Origin of the sequence: Yoonia sediminilitoris (genome assembly GCF_003058085.1) — a bacterium.
GTDB lineage: Bacteria > Pseudomonadota > Alphaproteobacteria > Rhodobacterales > Rhodobacteraceae > Yoonia > Yoonia sediminilitoris.
The window spans coordinates 186,240-200,377 of record NZ_QBUD01000004.1; the positions used below are offsets into that span (position 1 = coordinate 186,240).

The window sequence follows — 14,138 nt, forward strand, 5'->3', positions numbered from 1 at the left end:
CTCCTCGCAATCTGATATAGGCCTACAGCAGCCTCAGAAACTTGTCACCCACGCAATCACGAGCGAAATGGTCAGTACGCTGATTGCTGTCGAAATCAGAATTGAAGCTGAAACCCGCGCAGGGGCCACCCCGTAGTGCTGCGCGATCATATAGACGTTGCCCGCAACAGGCAGGGAAGCCGCAGCAATCATAACGCCCGCTGCATAAGGATCAATGTCGAACACATAAAGCGACATGAATGCCGCCGCCGCCGGATGCAGGATCAGCTTGCAGAAGGAAAGCCAGCCCGCCACGGCCATACGCTCTGCCGATTTGGTGGCCAGCGATGCGCCAATGGCGAACAAGGCACCGGGCGTGGCAGCAGCCCCGAGAAGGGTCAGAAATTCGTTGATGGGCGCGGGGATGGGAACCGCGTAGGCCGACGCCACCAGCCCCAGCGTGATCGCCACGATCATGGGGTTCGTAACCAACCCTAGCCCGATGGTCGCCAAAATGCGCGGCGACATGCGTCCGTCGCGCGAGCCTGTGATCAAGATCACGACCAGACTGCCGAACACAATCAGATCAACCGCCAGTACCAACAAGATCGGGCCCACCGCCGCCTCGCCCAGCAAGAGGGCCAGCATCGGAATTCCCAGAAAGCCCGCGTTGCCGATGACACTGCATTGCGCCTCGATCGCGGCCTCTGCCACGCTGACCCCGCGCCAGATCGCCACAACAGTCGCAATGACATAGACAACCGCACAGGCCGACAGATAGGCCAGAACAAATGGCCAGTTCAGTATATCAGCCAGCGCCAGATTGGCCGAAAAGCGAAACAGCATCGCTGACAGGGCAAAATAAAAGATGAACTTGGTCAGATGTGCGGTGGCTTCGGGGCTGAAAAAACGGGTTCGCCCGGCCCCATAGCCGACGCCGATCAGCATGAAGAACGGCAAGGTCTTAAGAAAGATTTCCCACATTCAGTCAAAAGTGCCCGTCGTACGGGCCAAAAGAACAAAGGCGCGCGCAGTGCGGGTATCGACAAGGGCCGCGACCTCGCCGTCGGTTGCCTGCTCTTCGAACTTGGCAAGCATCTGGTCAAACTTGCGCAGGAAATGATGCACCGTATCGCGAAAAATCGCGTCTTCGCGCATCCGCCCGGCCGCCAGCGCAAGAGACGCGCGGTCACGGATGCCACCCACCTCCGCCATTGCATCACCGCGCTCACCCTTGGCAAAGCGGCGCCACAGCGCGACATCAGGCTTTCCCGGCTTCAGATCATCCATATAGATGCCATCCTGCGACAGCAGAGTCAGCACATCCTGCGATGCCTGCACCAATTTGCGAGCATTTCGATCGCGCAGGGTTCGGCGCAGTGCGGCAAACCCATCGGTGTCCGCCTCATTGTCGGGGAAATTCAGGCCGCGAATCAGATCTGCGATTTCAAGCGCCGGGTCCAGATCCTCGGACGGGGTGCCAAGCGGCAAGTCACGCTGTTCTTGCGATGGGTGCGGCGCGGGCATTGGCACAATCAGGCGCGATGTCTGTCGGCTTGAGGTGAAACTGGCCACCGCGTCTTCGGTCTTTTTGGTCGCTTGCGCGATTTCATCCAGTCTTTTTTCCACGGATGGTTCAGTGGCCGTTTGTTTTGCTTGATTGGCGAGAATGCTTTGGCGCAAGCCCTCGATCGCGCGGTCCGAGGCGATAGCTTGCGACCGGATCATCTGCCCCACACTGGCCAGCGCCATGACCAGCAAAAGCGGCAAAATCGCTGCCAATGCCAGAAACACCACCGTCGGCCCATTGAACGCATCAGCAGGCGGAAACAGCCATGACACGACCGGCACCGCAATCAGCCAAAGCACCGCAACACCAATGGCAAGCGCTCCCGGTCCGGACCCAAAGTCCGGATCATCGGGTGAAACATGATACGCCATGCGCAAGGCCCGTCCCTTAGGCGAATGTAATCTTGAGAATCTCGTAGCTGCGTGTGCCGCCGGGCGTCCGAACATCGACACTGTCGCCTTCTTCCTTGCCAATAAGGGCGCGCGACAGGGGCGATTGCATGTTGAGCTTGCCGTTTTCGATGTCGGCCTCGTATTCGCCCACGATCTGATAGGTTTTTTCTTCGTCAGTATCTTCGTCGACCAGTTCAACCGTAGCACCGAACTTGATCGTGCCACTCAGCTTGGCCACATCAATCACATCAGCCAGCGAAATGACGCCTTCAAGCTCTTTCACGCGGCCTTCGATAAAGGACTGCTTTTCCTTGGCGGAATGATACTCGGCATTTTCAGACAGATCGCCGTGTTCGCGCGCTTCGGAAATGGCACGGATAATGGCCGGACGTTCAACTGTCTTGAGATGCTTCAATTCCGCATCCAACTTGTTAAAACCCGCGCGGGTAAGTGGTATCTTTTCCATATTGCCCCCAAGGCAAAATCTATCAATCGGACGTTCATAGCCTCATAAGGGTCATACAAGTCAAGCCCGTGAGCGTTAACATGTCGCGACGTGGACATTTCACGCCGCGTCTTGATTGCCCCTTATTCTTCCTTGAGGTAACCGTTGCCGATGCTAAATGAAAGAGCAAGCCCTTGCTGACGAGAGGAATTTTTGATGGCCGAGATTGAACGCGAAGCAATGGAATATGACGTGGTGATCGTGGGCGCCGGCCCCGCCGGCCTGTCAGCGGCCATCAGATTGAAACAGCGTGATCCCGACATGAACGTCGTGGTGCTTGAAAAAGGCTCCGAAGTGGGTGCGCACATCCTGTCTGGCGCCGTGCTTGACCCGATTGGCCTGAACAAACTGATCCCGGACTGGAAGGAAAAAGGCGCGCCGCTGAATGTCCCAGTGAAAGAGGACAATTTCTATATGCTGGGCGAGGCTGGCCAGTTGCGGATTCCAAATTTCGTGATGCCACCGCTGATGAACAACCACGGCAACTACATCGTGTCCATGGGCAACGTCTGCCGTTGGATGGCTGAACAAGCTGAAGAAATGGGGGTCGAGATTTTCCCGGGCATGTCTTGTTCCGAATTGGTCTATGGCGAAAATGGCGAAGTCAAAGGCGTGGTTGCCGGTGAGTTCGGCAAAGGCGCCGACGGCACCCCCGGTCCATCTTATGAACCGGGCATGGAACTGCACGGCAAGTATGTGTTCCTGTCCGAGGGCGTACGCGGGTCCCTGTCCAAACAGGTGATCGCGAAATATGACCTTTCCGCCAATTCGGACGTGCAGAAATACGGCCTTGGCATGAAGGAAATCTGGGAAATTGACCCCGAAAAGCACCGCGAAGGCACCGTGACCCATACCATGGGCTGGCCCCTTGGCAGCAATGCCGGTGGCGGATCATTCATCTACCATCTTGATAACAATCAGGTTTACGTCGGCTTCGTCACCCATCTGAATTATCGCAACCCGCATCTGTTTCCCTACATGGAATTCCAGCGGTTCAAGCATCACCCGATGGTGGCTGATTTGCTGAAGGGTGGCAAACGGGTCGCCTATGGTGCACGCGCCATTTCCGAAGGCGGTTTGCAATCGATGCCGAAACTGGCCTTTCCCGGCGGCGCGCTGCTGGGCTGTTCGGCGGGGATGGTCAACCTGCCGCGCATCAAGGGAAATCATAACGCGATGCTGTCTGGTATTGCGGCAGCTGATGCGGCGGCGGATGCGATCAAGGCGGACCGGTCCGGCGATCGGTTGGACGACTACGAAGTTGCCGTGCGCAAAGGCGAAATCGGCAGCGACCTGTCCAAAGTGCGCAACGTAAAACCCTTGTGGTCGAAATACGGGCTGCTTGGGTCGTTGACCGTTGGCGGCATGGACATGTGGATGAACACCTTTGGAATGAATGTCCTTGGCACGATGCACCATGGCAAATCCGATGCAGATGCCACCGAAGAGGCCAGCAAACACGAAAAGATCGACTATCCAAAACCCGATGGCGTGCTGTCATTTGACCGCCTGACCAATGTGGCCTTCAGCTTTACCAATCACGAGGAAAGCCAGCCCGCACACCTGCATCTGACCGACGCGGATGTCCCAGTCAGCGTGAATTTGGCGAAATACGCTGGCCCCTCGGCCCGCTATTGCCCCGCAGGCGTCTATGAATTCGTCGAGGAAGAAGGCAAAGACCCGCGCTTTGTCATCAACTTCCAGAACTGTGTGCACTGCAAGACCTGCGACATCAAAGACCCCAGCCAGAACATCACATGGACCGTACCGCAAGGCGGCGACGGGCCAAACTATCCCAACATGTAAAAACAGATTGTACCGTCCGGCGCGTTGTGCCGGGCGGTGTCAGGCCAAACCGCGCCAGTTCTCAAGCGTTTCTTTCAACGCCTCTGCCTGCCCTGTCCGGGCGAAAAACCCATTTCCATCGGCGGGAAGTTTCAGATCAGTCTGTTCTGGCCCGAATAGCAACATGACGTGATCTGCATCACCGTCACGATCATGACCGATCTGGATATCGGATAGGGCCGACAGCTGGTAGGACGCGGCCCTGCGACCCCGCAGTGACCTGCGTTTCACGGTGATCTCATCAGCCTCTTTGTCGAAATCAGCGTGAACTGATTCGATACTGTTCATGAATATCCGCAAAATGATCGCCAGACAGGCCGCCATGCCCAATGTCAGCAATAGGCTTTTGCCATCCCACGCGCTGATCAGGAAGCCAACCAAAAACCCACAACCAAGAAAACCGTGCAAGATCGCGCTGACCCACGGCATTGCGTGCAATTTCAGTCGCTTGTCGGATTGTTCAACTATTTTCACGCACCCGGCCCGTTTGCAGCATCGCCTCTTCATAGCGGAGAAGTCGCGCCAATGACGAGCCAAAACATGCCTAAAAACAAGTAAACCGCAACATTTTGACGCCCCCGCGATGTCGCAATTGCATGACAGGCTTTGTGTGATTAGGCTCTCAGTAACCAATAAAAAAGGGTAATCGAGACAGTGCTTCACCGTTGTTTTTCCGCAGTCTTGCTGGCGTGCGTCGTATTTCCTGCAAATTCAATCATGGCGGACCCCAACCCGGGGGCCTATCTGGCCGCCAGACAGGCGAATGTCGCCAATGATTTCGGCAGCAGTGCGCACTATTACACCAAAAGCCTGCTGTCAGATCCGACCAACGCTGCGTTGCTGGAAAAGGCGATGACGTCCTTTATGGCGCTGGGTCAGCTTGACCGCGCGATCCCTGTGGCACAGGCCATGGTGGAAAAGGGCTATCAAAGCCAGATGGCCAATCTGGCGCTAAGTGCAAAAGCCGCCAAAGATGGCGATTGGAGCGACATTTTCACAGCCCTTGAGCAGGGGCGCGGCGTGGCCCCGTTAGTCGATGGCCTGTCGCAAGCGTGGGCCCATCTGGGCGAAGGCGACATGAAAAAGGCGCTGAACAGCTTTGACCAGTTGATCGAAACCGAAGGCATGGCTGTCTATGGCATGACCCACAAAGCCTATGCGCTTGGCCTTGTCGGCGACTTCGAGGGGGCCGAGGCGGTCTATCTGGAGGCCGCTGCAAAGGGTCAACTGCGCTATAGCGCCAACAGCGCCATGGCTCATGCACAGATCCTGAGCCAGCTTGACCGCAATGATGATGCGGTCGCTGTTCTGGACAGTGTATTCGGTACCCAACGTGGCCCCAAGGTCGAAGCGATGTACCAAGCCCTGCGCGCGGGCCGCAATCTGCCGTTCGATACGGTGTCGTCAGCGACTGAAGGGTTGGCCGATATCTTTTTCTCGGTGGCGAACGCGGTCAAAGGCGAAGCCCCGGATAACTATACGCTGCTCTACACGCAGGCCGCGTCCTATCTGGACCCCGATAACAGCAACTCTGTTATTCTGACGGCGGAACTGCTGGACAATATGAAACAGTTCGATCTGGCTAACGAAGCCTATGCGAGCGTATCCCGAGATGACCCTGCCTTTCATGCCGCCGAACTGGGGCGCGCGCAGGTCCTTTTTGCAGCAGGCCGCAAGGATGCTGCGATCGAGGTGCTTGATGCACTGACCCGCAGCCACCCCGACGTTCCGCAGGTTTACGCCACCAAAGGTGACACTTTGCGCCGCGCGGGTCGCTACGCGGATGCAACGCCTGCCTATTCGCGAGCGCTTGAGCTTTATGACAGTAGCAGTCCTGTCACATGGTTTGTGCATTACACACGCGGGATCACCTACCACAAGACCGACAACTGGACCGCTGCTGAGGCTGACTTTCGCGCGGCGTTGGACATGCGCCCCGACCAGCCACAAGTGTTGAATTATCTGGGCTACTCGCTGGTAGAACGCGGCGAGAAACTGGATGAAGCATTGGACATGATCGAAAAGGCCGCCGCAGCACAGCCCGAAAACGGGGCGATCATCGACAGCCTTGGCTGGGTCCTGTTTCAACTTGGCCGCTACGAAGAAGCCGTCGGTTATATGGAAAGTGCTGCCGCTCTGCTGCCGGTTGATCCTGTCATCAATGACCATCTGGGCGATGTCTATTGGGCCGTTGGCCGCGAAACAGAGGCGCAGTTTCAATGGCAACGCGCCCTGTCATTTGATCCCGTCGAGGCCGACGCCGACCGTATCCGCGACAAGCTGTCCCGTGGGCTGGATCTGGTCTTGCGCGATGAAGGTCTTGACCCAATCCGCATGGCCAGTGGCAACGACTAAGCGGCACACGTGAAGATCTTCAAGCGCGCCGCACCTGCCAAGATCAATCTGACGCTGCACATCACCGGGCAACGTGATGACGGCTACCACTTACTGGACAGTCTGGTCGTCTTTGCCAATGTCGCCGACCAACTGACGGCGCGCAGAGGACCTGCCTTTGACCTGACCGTATCTGGCCCCTTTGCACAGGGTGTGCCGACAGACGACAGCAACCTGATAATGCGCGCCGCACGCATGCTTGCGCAGGTGCGCAACGTCCGTGACGGTGCTGCCATCACACTTGAAAAGAATCTGCCGCATGCAGCGGGTATCGGCAGCGGATCAGCGGACGCCGCTGCGACAGTGAAATTGTTGGCCGACCTGTGGGGGGTGCCCACGCTCGCCCCGAGTACGCCAGAAATTGTTGCCTTGGGCGCAGATGTACCTGTTTGCATGCGCAGCCCCGCCCCCGCACGCATGTCCGGCATTGGTGATCTTCTCGGTCCCCTGCCCGCTCTACCCAGTTGCGCACTGGTCCTGGTGCGCCCTCCGGTCGATGTTCCGACAGGCGCAATTTTCAAGGCACTGACCAACCGCACAGGCACTGCGATGGACCCATTGCCGTCGGATTTGAATTTAGACGCGATGATCGACTGGCTGCAGGCGCAGCGCAATGACCTCGCGGCCCCTGCGATCAAGATTGCGCCAGACATCGGCAAGGCGATTGCAAAGCTCAACGCGATGCCCGCCGTGCGCTATGCAGGAATGTCGGGGTCCGGCGCGACATGCTTCGGGATCGTCAAAGACATGGGTACCGCGCGGCAAGTGGCCCGCACAATGCAATTGTCGCACATGGGCTGGTGGGTCGCCCCCGCCGAGGTACTGAAGCCGGGCGCGGCTTAAGGCACTGACCCTAAGTAATCCGCGCGACCACATAGTCGGCCAGTTCAACAAGCATTGTCTTGAGAGGGTGATCAGGGACAACGGACAAGGACTGTTTTGCTTTCTCGGCCCAAGCGATTGCATCAAGGCGCGTGCTTTCCATCGTGCCATGTTTCCCCAGCAAGGCAATCGCATGGTCAAGGTCGCCCTCGGCCTGCTTGCCCTTCTGGATCGTCCGGACCCAGAATTCCCGCTCTGTCGTGTCAGCGGCAGCCACCGCGCGGATCACTGGCAAGGTCAGTTTGCGCTCACGAAAATCATCGCCGACGTTCTTGCCCGTGGCTTTGGTCCCGCCATAATCCAAAAGATCGTCCACGATCTGGAACGCAATGCCCAGTGCATCGCCATAATCAAATAGGGCTTGTTTGGTCGCGGCATCCTGTCCGGCTATCTCTCCGCCCACTTCCATTGCGGCAGAGAAAAGCGCTGCGGTCTTGCCACGCACGACCTGAATATAAATACCTTCAGTGGTGGCAAGGTCGCTGGCCGCAGTCAGTTGCAGCACTTCGCCCTCGGCAATGGTGGCCGACGCATTGGCCAGAATATCCAGCACCCTGAGCGACCCGGTTTCCACCATCAACTGGAACGAGCGCGCGAACAGGTAGTCCCCCACAAGCACGCTTGAGGTATTGTCCCACAGCAGGTTCGCAGTTGGGCGGCCCCGGCGCTGGCTGCTTTCGTCAACAACATCATCATGCAGCAATGTGGCAGTGTGAATGAACTCGACCGTGGCGGCCAGATGAATGTGATAAGGGCCGTCATAGCCACACATGCGGGCTGCCGCCAATGTCAGCATCGGGCGCAACCGCTTGCCCCCCGCCTCGACCAGATGGGCGGTGACTTCGGGGATACGCGGGGCATGTTCGGACGCCATGCGCGCGCGGATCATGTCGTTGACTGCATGCAGATCATCAGCAAGCGCCGCGGCGAGCTGTTCGTGTGGTTTGGTGGCGGCGGTATCAAGGCTCATCAACGGTTCCGTCTTGTGAATAGACAACAGCGCGTCGTCATCTTAGGTCAGGGATATGAAAGAGCTTTTGCGCACCAACGACCCCACTGTCATCGCCTTTGCAACCGCCCTGCTGGACGCCGAGGGTATAGACTGGTTCACCTTCGACGTAAATATGAGCGTGCTCGAAGGCAGCATAGGCATAATGCCGCGCCGCCTGATGGTGATGGATCGGGATTTATTCATGGCAGAGGCCGTGATGCGCGACGGAGAGATTGATCTTGGACGGGACTGACGACCTGACATGTGATGATTTTCTGGGCGGGCGTCTGCGCATCTGGCAGCCGCGTAAAGGCTATCGTGCCGGGGTTGATCCTGTGCTGCTTGGGGCGTCTATCGCAGCCAAACCGGGGCAATCCGTGCTGGAACTTGGCTGTGGCGTGGGTGTCGCGTCGCTTTGTTTGGCGGCGCGTGTGCCCGGCGTGTCGGTCACAGGCGTTGAGGTGCAGCCTCACTATGCTGACCTTGCCCGCCGAAATGCGCGGGAAAATAGCGCCGCCTTTCATGTGATTACGGCAGACCTGCGCGCACTTCCCCATGAGGTACGGCAACAACGGTTCGATCACGTTATCATGAATCCGCCGTATTTTGACCGGCTTGCAGGCACGGCCTCTGACGATGGCGGGCGCGATATCGCCTTGGGTGGGGGCACGCCGCTGACGGACTGGCTGGATATCGGTGCGCGGCGTGTCGGCCCAAAAGGATACCTGACCATCATCCAGCGGATCGCGCGGCTGCCTGAGGTGCTATCCGCACTTGAGGGACGACTCGGGTCGATTGTTGTTTTGCCGATTTCTGGCCGCGAAAGGCGTGCGCCTGAATTATTTTTGCTGCGTGCGCGGCAGGAAGGACGGGCAGCATTTTCCCTGCTTTCGCCGCTCACTATGCACGCGGGCGAACGTCATACAGGTGACAAAGACAATTATTTGCCGGAAATTAACGATATTCTCAGAAATGGCGCGGGATTGCCCATCGCTCCTTAATCTTTTGGCAACACGTTTAGTTGATCTTTGGTTTGTGCCGCCAATGCTGCCTTGCAGCGTGACTTGGCCGGCAAGATGTGGTGCACTGGTAGCACCAACCCTATCCAGAGGAGGACGACTATGAGCTTGAGTTCGCATTTGCAGGAACTGAAGAAGAAACACCAAAACCTCTCAGAGTCCGTTGAAGTGCTGCAACGCAGCCCGGCGACAGATGATCTGGAAATCGCGAAACTGAAGAAAAAGAAGTTGCAGATCAAGGAAGAGATCACGCGACTTAGCCACTAGGCACCATTCCGATGGTCGGTGGTCGCATGATGACACCGACCCAATAGTGCGCAAGTTGGCGGTCAGCCAACCACTGTTTGCTTGACGAGAATCTTTACGTCGACACCACGCCGGACTGATAGCGGCATCCCGAATGTGGAATGCAGTGTGCGACACAAACACTCTTCAATGAAAAAGGCCACGCGTTACCGCATGGCCTTTTTTACAAGTCGCTTGCGCGGCTTTTAGGTCATATACTGACCACCGTTGGCGGAAATCGTCGAGCCTGTGACAAAGCCTGCCTCATCAGCGGCCAGGAATACAACAGCGCGCGCAATCTCTTCGGGCTCACCCAGACGACCGACCGGAATTTGCGGCAGGATCACTTCATTCATGACCTTTTCGGGGATGGTGCTCATCATCTCCGTGTTGATGTAACCGGGGGCGACGATGTTTACGGTGATACCAGCGCGTGCACCTTCTTGTGCCAGCGACTTGGTAAAGCCGATATCACCGGCCTTGGTCGCGGCATAGTTGGCTTGGGCAAACTGCCCCTTCTGGCCGTTGATCGAACTGATCGTGACGATCCGCCCAAACTTGCGTTCGCGCATCCCGCCCCAGACATTGTGGGTCATGTTGAACACACCGTTGAGGTTGGTGTCGATGCATTCGTGCCATTGCTGCGGCGTCATCTTGTGGAAAGGCGCGTCACGGGTGATGCCCGCGTTGTTGACCAACACTTCAACCGGTCCAAGGTCTTCTTCGATCTGCTTGATGCCAGCGGCACAGGCTTCGTAGTTGCCAACGTCCCACTTGTAGGTCTTGATGCCGGTTTCGGCGGTAAACGCTGCGGCTTTTTCGTCATTGCCAGCGTAAGTCGCCGCAACGGTGTAGCCTGCGTCTTTGAGAGCCGTTGAAATTGCCGCGCCAATACCGCGCGAGCCGCCTGTTACAAGTGCAACACGAGACATATTTATTTCCTCCAGGAATTCATTGTGTAATCTTATTATAGTTGCGCCACACTGGGCGCAACTTTATTTCAATGCCAATTATGGGCGTTCAACGCACATGGCAACGCCCATGCCGCCACCAATACACAGGGTCGCAAGTCCCTTTTTCGCACCACGCCGCTTCATTTCAAACAGCAGCGTATTCAGAACCCGGCAGCCAGATGCACCAATGGGGTGGCCAATCGCAATCGCGCCGCCGTTGACGTTCACGATAGACGGGTCCCAACCCATGTCTTTGTTGACGGCACAGGCTTGTGCGGCAAAGGCTTCGTTGGCTTCGACAAGATCAAGATCAGCCACGCTCCAACCTGCTTTTTCAAGGGCTTTGCGTGAGGCCATCACCGGACCCACACCCATGATCGAAGGGTCAAGACCAGCGGTGGCATAGGATGCAATACGGGCAAGCGGCTCAATCCCACGTTTTTCCGCATCATCGGCAGTCATCAGCAATGTGGCAGCGGCCCCGTCGTTCAAACCCGATGCGTTTGCAGCGGTGACTGATCCCTCTTTCGTAAAGGCCGGCCGCAATTTTTGCATCGCTTCCATCGTGGCACCGTGGCGGATGTATTCATCCTGATCGACTGTGATGTCGCCCTTGCGGGTCTTGATGGTAAAGGCGGCAATCTCATCCGCGAATTTGCCCGCCTTCTGGGCGGCTTCTGCCTTGTTCTGCGATGCGACGGCAAATTCGTCCTGCATATCGCGGGTAATCTGCCACTGGTCCGCCACGTTTTCAGCGGTTTGGCCCATGTGGTAGTTGTTGAATGCATCCCACAGGCCATCGCGGATCATCGTGTCAATATATTTCATGTCGCCCATTTTCTGGCCAGCGCGCAGGGCAGCGGCGTGGGGCGACAGTGTCATGTTTTCCTGACCGCCAGCGGCAACAATGGCCGCATCGCCCAACTGGATGTGCTGTGCGCCAAGTGCAACTGCGCGCAAACCGGACCCACAAACCTGATTGATCCCCCAAGCGGCGCTTTCAATCGGAAGACCTGCGTTGATATGCGCCTGACGGGCGGGGTTCTGGCCCTGTGCAGCGGTGAGAACCTGACCCAGAATTGTTTCGCTCACTTCCGACTTGTCGATGCCCGCGCGTGCGACAACTTCTTCCAAAATTGCGGCGCCGAGATCATGCGCAGGTGTGTTGGCGAAAGCGCCCATAAAGCTGCCAACGGCAGTCCGTGCGGCAGATGCGATAACAACATTTGTCATATGATAGTCCCTTCAAGTGATTTCTTGGCAGGACGAGGCCAATGCACACGCTGGGATGCGAGTCAGTCCCCCCTACCACTCGACCACTTGTTTATGTCTTAGGTTGACCTAGGGCAAATCAATTCCCCTATGCAGTACGCGCAACGCTGTCAGAGCGTGAATTTCGGTACGCCGTAAAGATAGCCTTGCAGGCAATCAACGCCAATCTCGCGCAAATAAGTCGCCTCTTCCTCGGTTTCGACACCGTCGGCAATGGCAAACATTTCAAACTGATGCGCGACTGTCACCAGCGCCTCTGTCAGGACTTGGTTGTCAGGGTCGCTTTGAATGCCTTTGATGAAGCTTTTGTCGATCTTCACCAGGTCAAAAAAGAATTCCTTGAGATAGCGAAAAGCCGTCATCCCCGCCCCAAACCCATCAAGTGCAAAAGCAACCCCCTTGGGCTGCATTTCCGCCATGAACCGAATGACATTTTCATGGAGCATCATGGCAGAGGTTTCGCTGATTTCAAAAATCAGCCGATCGCCCAGCCCATCATTATCGCGCAAACCCCGGTCAAGGGTGCGCCGCCAAGCCCCGTCCCCGATAGAGCGCGCCGACAGGTTGACAGAAAGCCGTATCTCCGGATTTTGCTGTAGCATTTTCAGCGCCAAAGACAGTGTGATGCAGTCGATCTGCCGCCCGAACCCGGTTTGTTCGACGAGAGGCATGAAATGTGCCGCCGGAATGATCCGCCCCGCATCATCCATAAGCCGCACCAGCCCTTCGTAGAAGGCGACGCGCGGTTCTGCCCCCGCAGTCACAATCGGATGGAACGCCAGCCGCGCCCGTTCAGCGCTAAGCGCGTCGCCAACCAGCGTCATCACATCCCCATCCCGGCTGGCCATCGCATAGTGCAACGGGTCCAAAAGCGCTGTTTCATCCATTTCGGAAAACTGGGGTGTGGCGTATTGCATGGGGCAGTTCCATAGTGACCTGCGCAAGATGCCTGATGCTGCCTAACAAATTATGAAAGACCGCCAATGACAGACCGCTGCGGCTGGGCCGGAAATGATCCAATTTACGTGGCATACCACGACACCGAATGGGGTGTGCCGGAATATGACAGCCGCGCCCTTTGGGAAAAGCTGATTCTGGATGGGTTTCAGGCAGGCCTGTCGTGGATCACAATCCTCAGGAAGCGCGACAACTTTCGCGCGGCCTTTGCCGGGTTTGACCCCCATATCATCGCCGAATGGGGCGAGGCAGACGTGGCCCGGCTGCTGGCTGATCCCGGTATCATCCGCCATCGCGGCAAGATCGAAGCCACCATCGGCAACGCCCGCGCGTGGCAGGAAATTGAGGCCAAGGCAGGGTTTGACCGTTTTCTATGGAATTATGTCGACGGGGTGCCTTTGCGCACCAAACTGGCGGACCGGGCACTGATGCCGACCCAATCTGGTCTTTCACAGCAGATATCAAAAGACCTCAAGAAAGCAGGGTTCCGCTTTTGCGGCCCGACGATCGTGTACGCCTTTATGGAAGCGACAGGCTTGATCAATAACCATCTGACAACATGTTTTCGGCATGAACCCTGCGCCCGCTTGGCACGCGACCCCGCAACGGGCCGCTCAGCGCGCTAGCTCAGGACCCATTAATCCTGCGCTGTCTCGATCATTGCGACACGGGTGGCATGCCGTCCGCCCTCAAATTGCGCGGACAGAAACGCATCGACAATATCAAGCGCCAGACCTTCGCCGACCACACGTGCCCCGAGCGACAATATGTTGGCATCGTTGTGCTGGCGGATCATCCGGGCTGAAAACGGATCGCTACATACGCCGCAACGGATGCCCTTGACCTTGTTCGCGGCCATCATAATGCCCTGTCCGGTACCGCAAAGAATGATCCCCAACTGGCAATCGCCAGAGGCCACGCGCCGCGCTGCCGCATGCCCGTGGTCGGGATAATATGTACTTTCTGGTGTTGTCGGGCCGATATCGACGGCCTCCCAACCTTGCGCAGCAATATGTGCTGCGATGGTCTGGCGCAGCGCGATTGCGGCGTGATCGCTGGAAAGAACGATGCGTTTATTGGCTGTCATGTGGGGT

General features: G+C 57.2%; 16 protein-coding genes. 7 read left to right on the plus strand and 9 right to left on the minus strand.

The annotated features are described in order from the left end of the window. Positions 1-33 precede the first annotated feature (33 nt). Genes C8N45_RS10790 through greA form a run of 3 tightly spaced genes read right to left on the minus strand, consistent with a single transcriptional unit; the run spans position 34 to position 2,407 of the window. Positions 34-963 carry an AEC family transporter gene (locus tag C8N45_RS10790; RefSeq protein ID WP_108386249.1) on the minus strand — a complete coding sequence of 310 codons (930 nt, stop codon included), beginning with the start codon at positions 961-963 and terminating at the stop codon, positions 34-36. Continuing rightward, on the minus strand, positions 964-1,920 hold the full coding sequence (locus C8N45_RS10795) for a hypothetical protein (RefSeq protein ID WP_245882635.1): 957 nt from the start codon (positions 1,918-1,920) through the stop codon (positions 964-966). Between the two features lie 16 nt (positions 1,921-1,936). Next, entirely contained in the window at positions 1,937-2,407 is a 471-nt protein-coding gene (gene greA, locus C8N45_RS10800; RefSeq protein WP_108386251.1) for a transcription elongation factor GreA, read from the minus strand. A 195-nt stretch (positions 2,408-2,602) separates the two neighbouring features. Here greA and C8N45_RS10805 point away from each other — a divergent pair, with 195 nt between their 5' ends. Beyond that, a complete protein-coding gene (locus tag C8N45_RS10805; RefSeq protein ID WP_108386252.1) occupies positions 2,603-4,252 on the plus strand; it encodes an electron transfer flavoprotein-ubiquinone oxidoreductase in 1,650 nt (549 codons plus the stop codon). A 39-nt stretch (positions 4,253-4,291) separates the two neighbouring features. Here C8N45_RS10805 and C8N45_RS10810 read toward each other — a convergent pair whose 3' ends face one another. Beyond that, complete coding sequence (locus tag C8N45_RS10810; protein ID WP_133175969.1) at positions 4,292-4,765, minus strand: hypothetical protein; 474 nt, start codon at positions 4,763-4,765, stop codon at positions 4,292-4,294. A gap of 243 nt (positions 4,766-5,008) precedes the next feature. Here C8N45_RS10810 and C8N45_RS10815 point away from each other — a divergent pair, with 243 nt between their 5' ends. Together C8N45_RS10815 and C8N45_RS10820 are read left to right on the plus strand one after the other, a co-directional pair. Beyond that, a complete protein-coding gene (locus C8N45_RS10815; RefSeq protein WP_108386254.1) occupies positions 5,009-6,646 on the plus strand; it encodes a tetratricopeptide repeat protein in 1,638 nt (545 codons plus the stop codon). Between the two features lie 9 nt (positions 6,647-6,655). Further along, positions 6,656-7,528 carry a 4-(cytidine 5'-diphospho)-2-C-methyl-D-erythritol kinase gene (locus tag C8N45_RS10820; protein ID WP_108386255.1) on the plus strand — a complete coding sequence of 291 codons (873 nt, stop codon included), beginning with the start codon at positions 6,656-6,658 and terminating at the stop codon, positions 7,526-7,528. Positions 7,529-7,538: 10 nt separating this feature from the next. On the opposite strand, the gene C8N45_RS10825 is transcribed toward C8N45_RS10820, so the two are convergent. Beyond that, positions 7,539-8,537, minus strand: a complete 999-nt coding sequence (locus C8N45_RS10825) for a polyprenyl synthetase family protein (RefSeq protein WP_108386256.1) — start codon at positions 8,535-8,537, stop codon at positions 7,539-7,541. 55 nt (positions 8,538-8,592) lie between these two features. Here C8N45_RS10825 and C8N45_RS10830 point away from each other — a divergent pair, with 55 nt between their 5' ends. The 3 genes from C8N45_RS10830 to C8N45_RS10840 all read left to right on the plus strand — a co-directional run bounded on the left by C8N45_RS10830 (position 8,593) and on the right by C8N45_RS10840 (position 9,844). After that, on the plus strand, positions 8,593-8,811 hold the full coding sequence (locus tag C8N45_RS10830) for a putative signal transducing protein (RefSeq protein WP_108386257.1): 219 nt from the start codon (positions 8,593-8,595) through the stop codon (positions 8,809-8,811). Then, the gene (locus tag C8N45_RS10835) at positions 8,792-9,559 is read left to right on the plus strand and encodes a tRNA1(Val) (adenine(37)-N6)-methyltransferase (RefSeq protein WP_108386258.1); all 768 of its coding nucleotides are present in this window, start codon (positions 8,792-8,794) and stop codon (positions 9,557-9,559) included. Before C8N45_RS10830 ends, C8N45_RS10835 begins: the two co-directional genes overlap by 20 nt. Positions 9,560-9,679: 120 nt before the next feature. Then, a complete protein-coding gene (locus C8N45_RS10840; protein ID WP_108386371.1) occupies positions 9,680-9,844 on the plus strand; it encodes a DUF465 domain-containing protein in 165 nt (54 codons plus the stop codon). A 224-nt stretch (positions 9,845-10,068) separates the two neighbouring features. Here the strand turns inward: C8N45_RS10840 and phbB are convergent, their stop codons facing one another. The 3 genes from phbB to C8N45_RS10855 all read right to left on the minus strand — a co-directional run bounded on the left by phbB (position 10,069) and on the right by C8N45_RS10855 (position 13,004). Further along, positions 10,069-10,794 carry an acetoacetyl-CoA reductase gene (phbB, locus tag C8N45_RS10845; RefSeq protein ID WP_108386259.1) on the minus strand — a complete coding sequence of 242 codons (726 nt, stop codon included), beginning with the start codon at positions 10,792-10,794 and terminating at the stop codon, positions 10,069-10,071. Positions 10,795-10,872: 78 nt separating this feature from the next. Further along, entirely contained in the window at positions 10,873-12,048 is a 1,176-nt protein-coding gene (locus C8N45_RS10850) for an acetyl-CoA C-acetyltransferase (protein WP_108386260.1), read from the minus strand. A 149-nt stretch (positions 12,049-12,197) separates the two neighbouring features. After that, complete coding sequence (locus C8N45_RS10855) at positions 12,198-13,004, minus strand: EAL domain-containing protein (protein ID WP_108386261.1); 807 nt, start codon at positions 13,002-13,004, stop codon at positions 12,198-12,200. A gap of 66 nt (positions 13,005-13,070) precedes the next feature. Here C8N45_RS10855 and C8N45_RS10860 point away from each other — a divergent pair, with 66 nt between their 5' ends. After that, positions 13,071-13,670 carry a DNA-3-methyladenine glycosylase I gene (locus tag C8N45_RS10860; protein WP_108386262.1) on the plus strand — a complete coding sequence of 200 codons (600 nt, stop codon included), beginning with the start codon at positions 13,071-13,073 and terminating at the stop codon, positions 13,668-13,670. A gap of 11 nt (positions 13,671-13,681) precedes the next feature. Here C8N45_RS10860 and rpiB read toward each other — a convergent pair whose 3' ends face one another. Then, positions 13,682-14,131: a ribose 5-phosphate isomerase B gene (gene rpiB / locus C8N45_RS10865; protein WP_108386263.1), complete on the minus strand. Its 450-nt coding sequence runs from the start codon at positions 14,129-14,131 to the stop codon at positions 13,682-13,684. Positions 14,132-14,138 lie beyond the last annotated feature (7 nt).

Excerpts from the sequence above, each read along its gene's own strand:
- C8N45_RS10825 (WP_108386256.1), bottom strand. The coding sequence starts at position 8,537 with ATGAGCCTTGATACCGCCGCCACCAAACCACACGAACAGCTCGCCGCG.
- C8N45_RS10830 (WP_108386257.1), top strand. The coding sequence starts at position 8,593 with ATGAAAGAGCTTTTGCGCACCAACGACCCCACTGTCATCGCCTTTGCA.
- greA (WP_108386251.1), bottom strand. The coding sequence starts at position 2,407 with ATGGAAAAGATACCACTTACCCGCGCGGGTTTTAACAAGTTGGATGCG.
- C8N45_RS10855 (WP_108386261.1), bottom strand. The coding sequence starts at position 13,004 with ATGCAATACGCCACACCCCAGTTTTCCGAAATGGATGAAACAGCGCTT.
- C8N45_RS10815 (WP_108386254.1), top strand. The coding sequence starts at position 5,009 with ATGGCGGACCCCAACCCGGGGGCCTATCTGGCCGCCAGACAGGCGAAT.
- C8N45_RS10790 (WP_108386249.1), bottom strand. The coding sequence starts at position 963 with ATGTGGGAAATCTTTCTTAAGACCTTGCCGTTCTTCATGCTGATCGGC.
- phbB (WP_108386259.1), bottom strand. The coding sequence starts at position 10,794 with ATGTCTCGTGTTGCACTTGTAACAGGCGGCTCGCGCGGTATTGGCGCG.
- C8N45_RS10840 (WP_108386371.1), top strand. The coding sequence starts at position 9,680 with ATGAGCTTGAGTTCGCATTTGCAGGAACTGAAGAAGAAACACCAAAAC.
- C8N45_RS10805 (WP_108386252.1), top strand. The coding sequence starts at position 2,603 with ATGGCCGAGATTGAACGCGAAGCAATGGAATATGACGTGGTGATCGTG.
- C8N45_RS10850 (WP_108386260.1), bottom strand. The coding sequence starts at position 12,048 with ATGACAAATGTTGTTATCGCATCTGCCGCACGGACTGCCGTTGGCAGC.
- rpiB (WP_108386263.1), bottom strand. The coding sequence starts at position 14,131 with ATGACAGCCAATAAACGCATCGTTCTTTCCAGCGATCACGCCGCAATC.
- C8N45_RS10795 (WP_245882635.1), bottom strand. The coding sequence starts at position 1,920 with ATGGCGTATCATGTTTCACCCGATGATCCGGACTTTGGGTCCGGACCG.
- C8N45_RS10860 (WP_108386262.1), top strand. The coding sequence starts at position 13,071 with ATGACAGACCGCTGCGGCTGGGCCGGAAATGATCCAATTTACGTGGCA.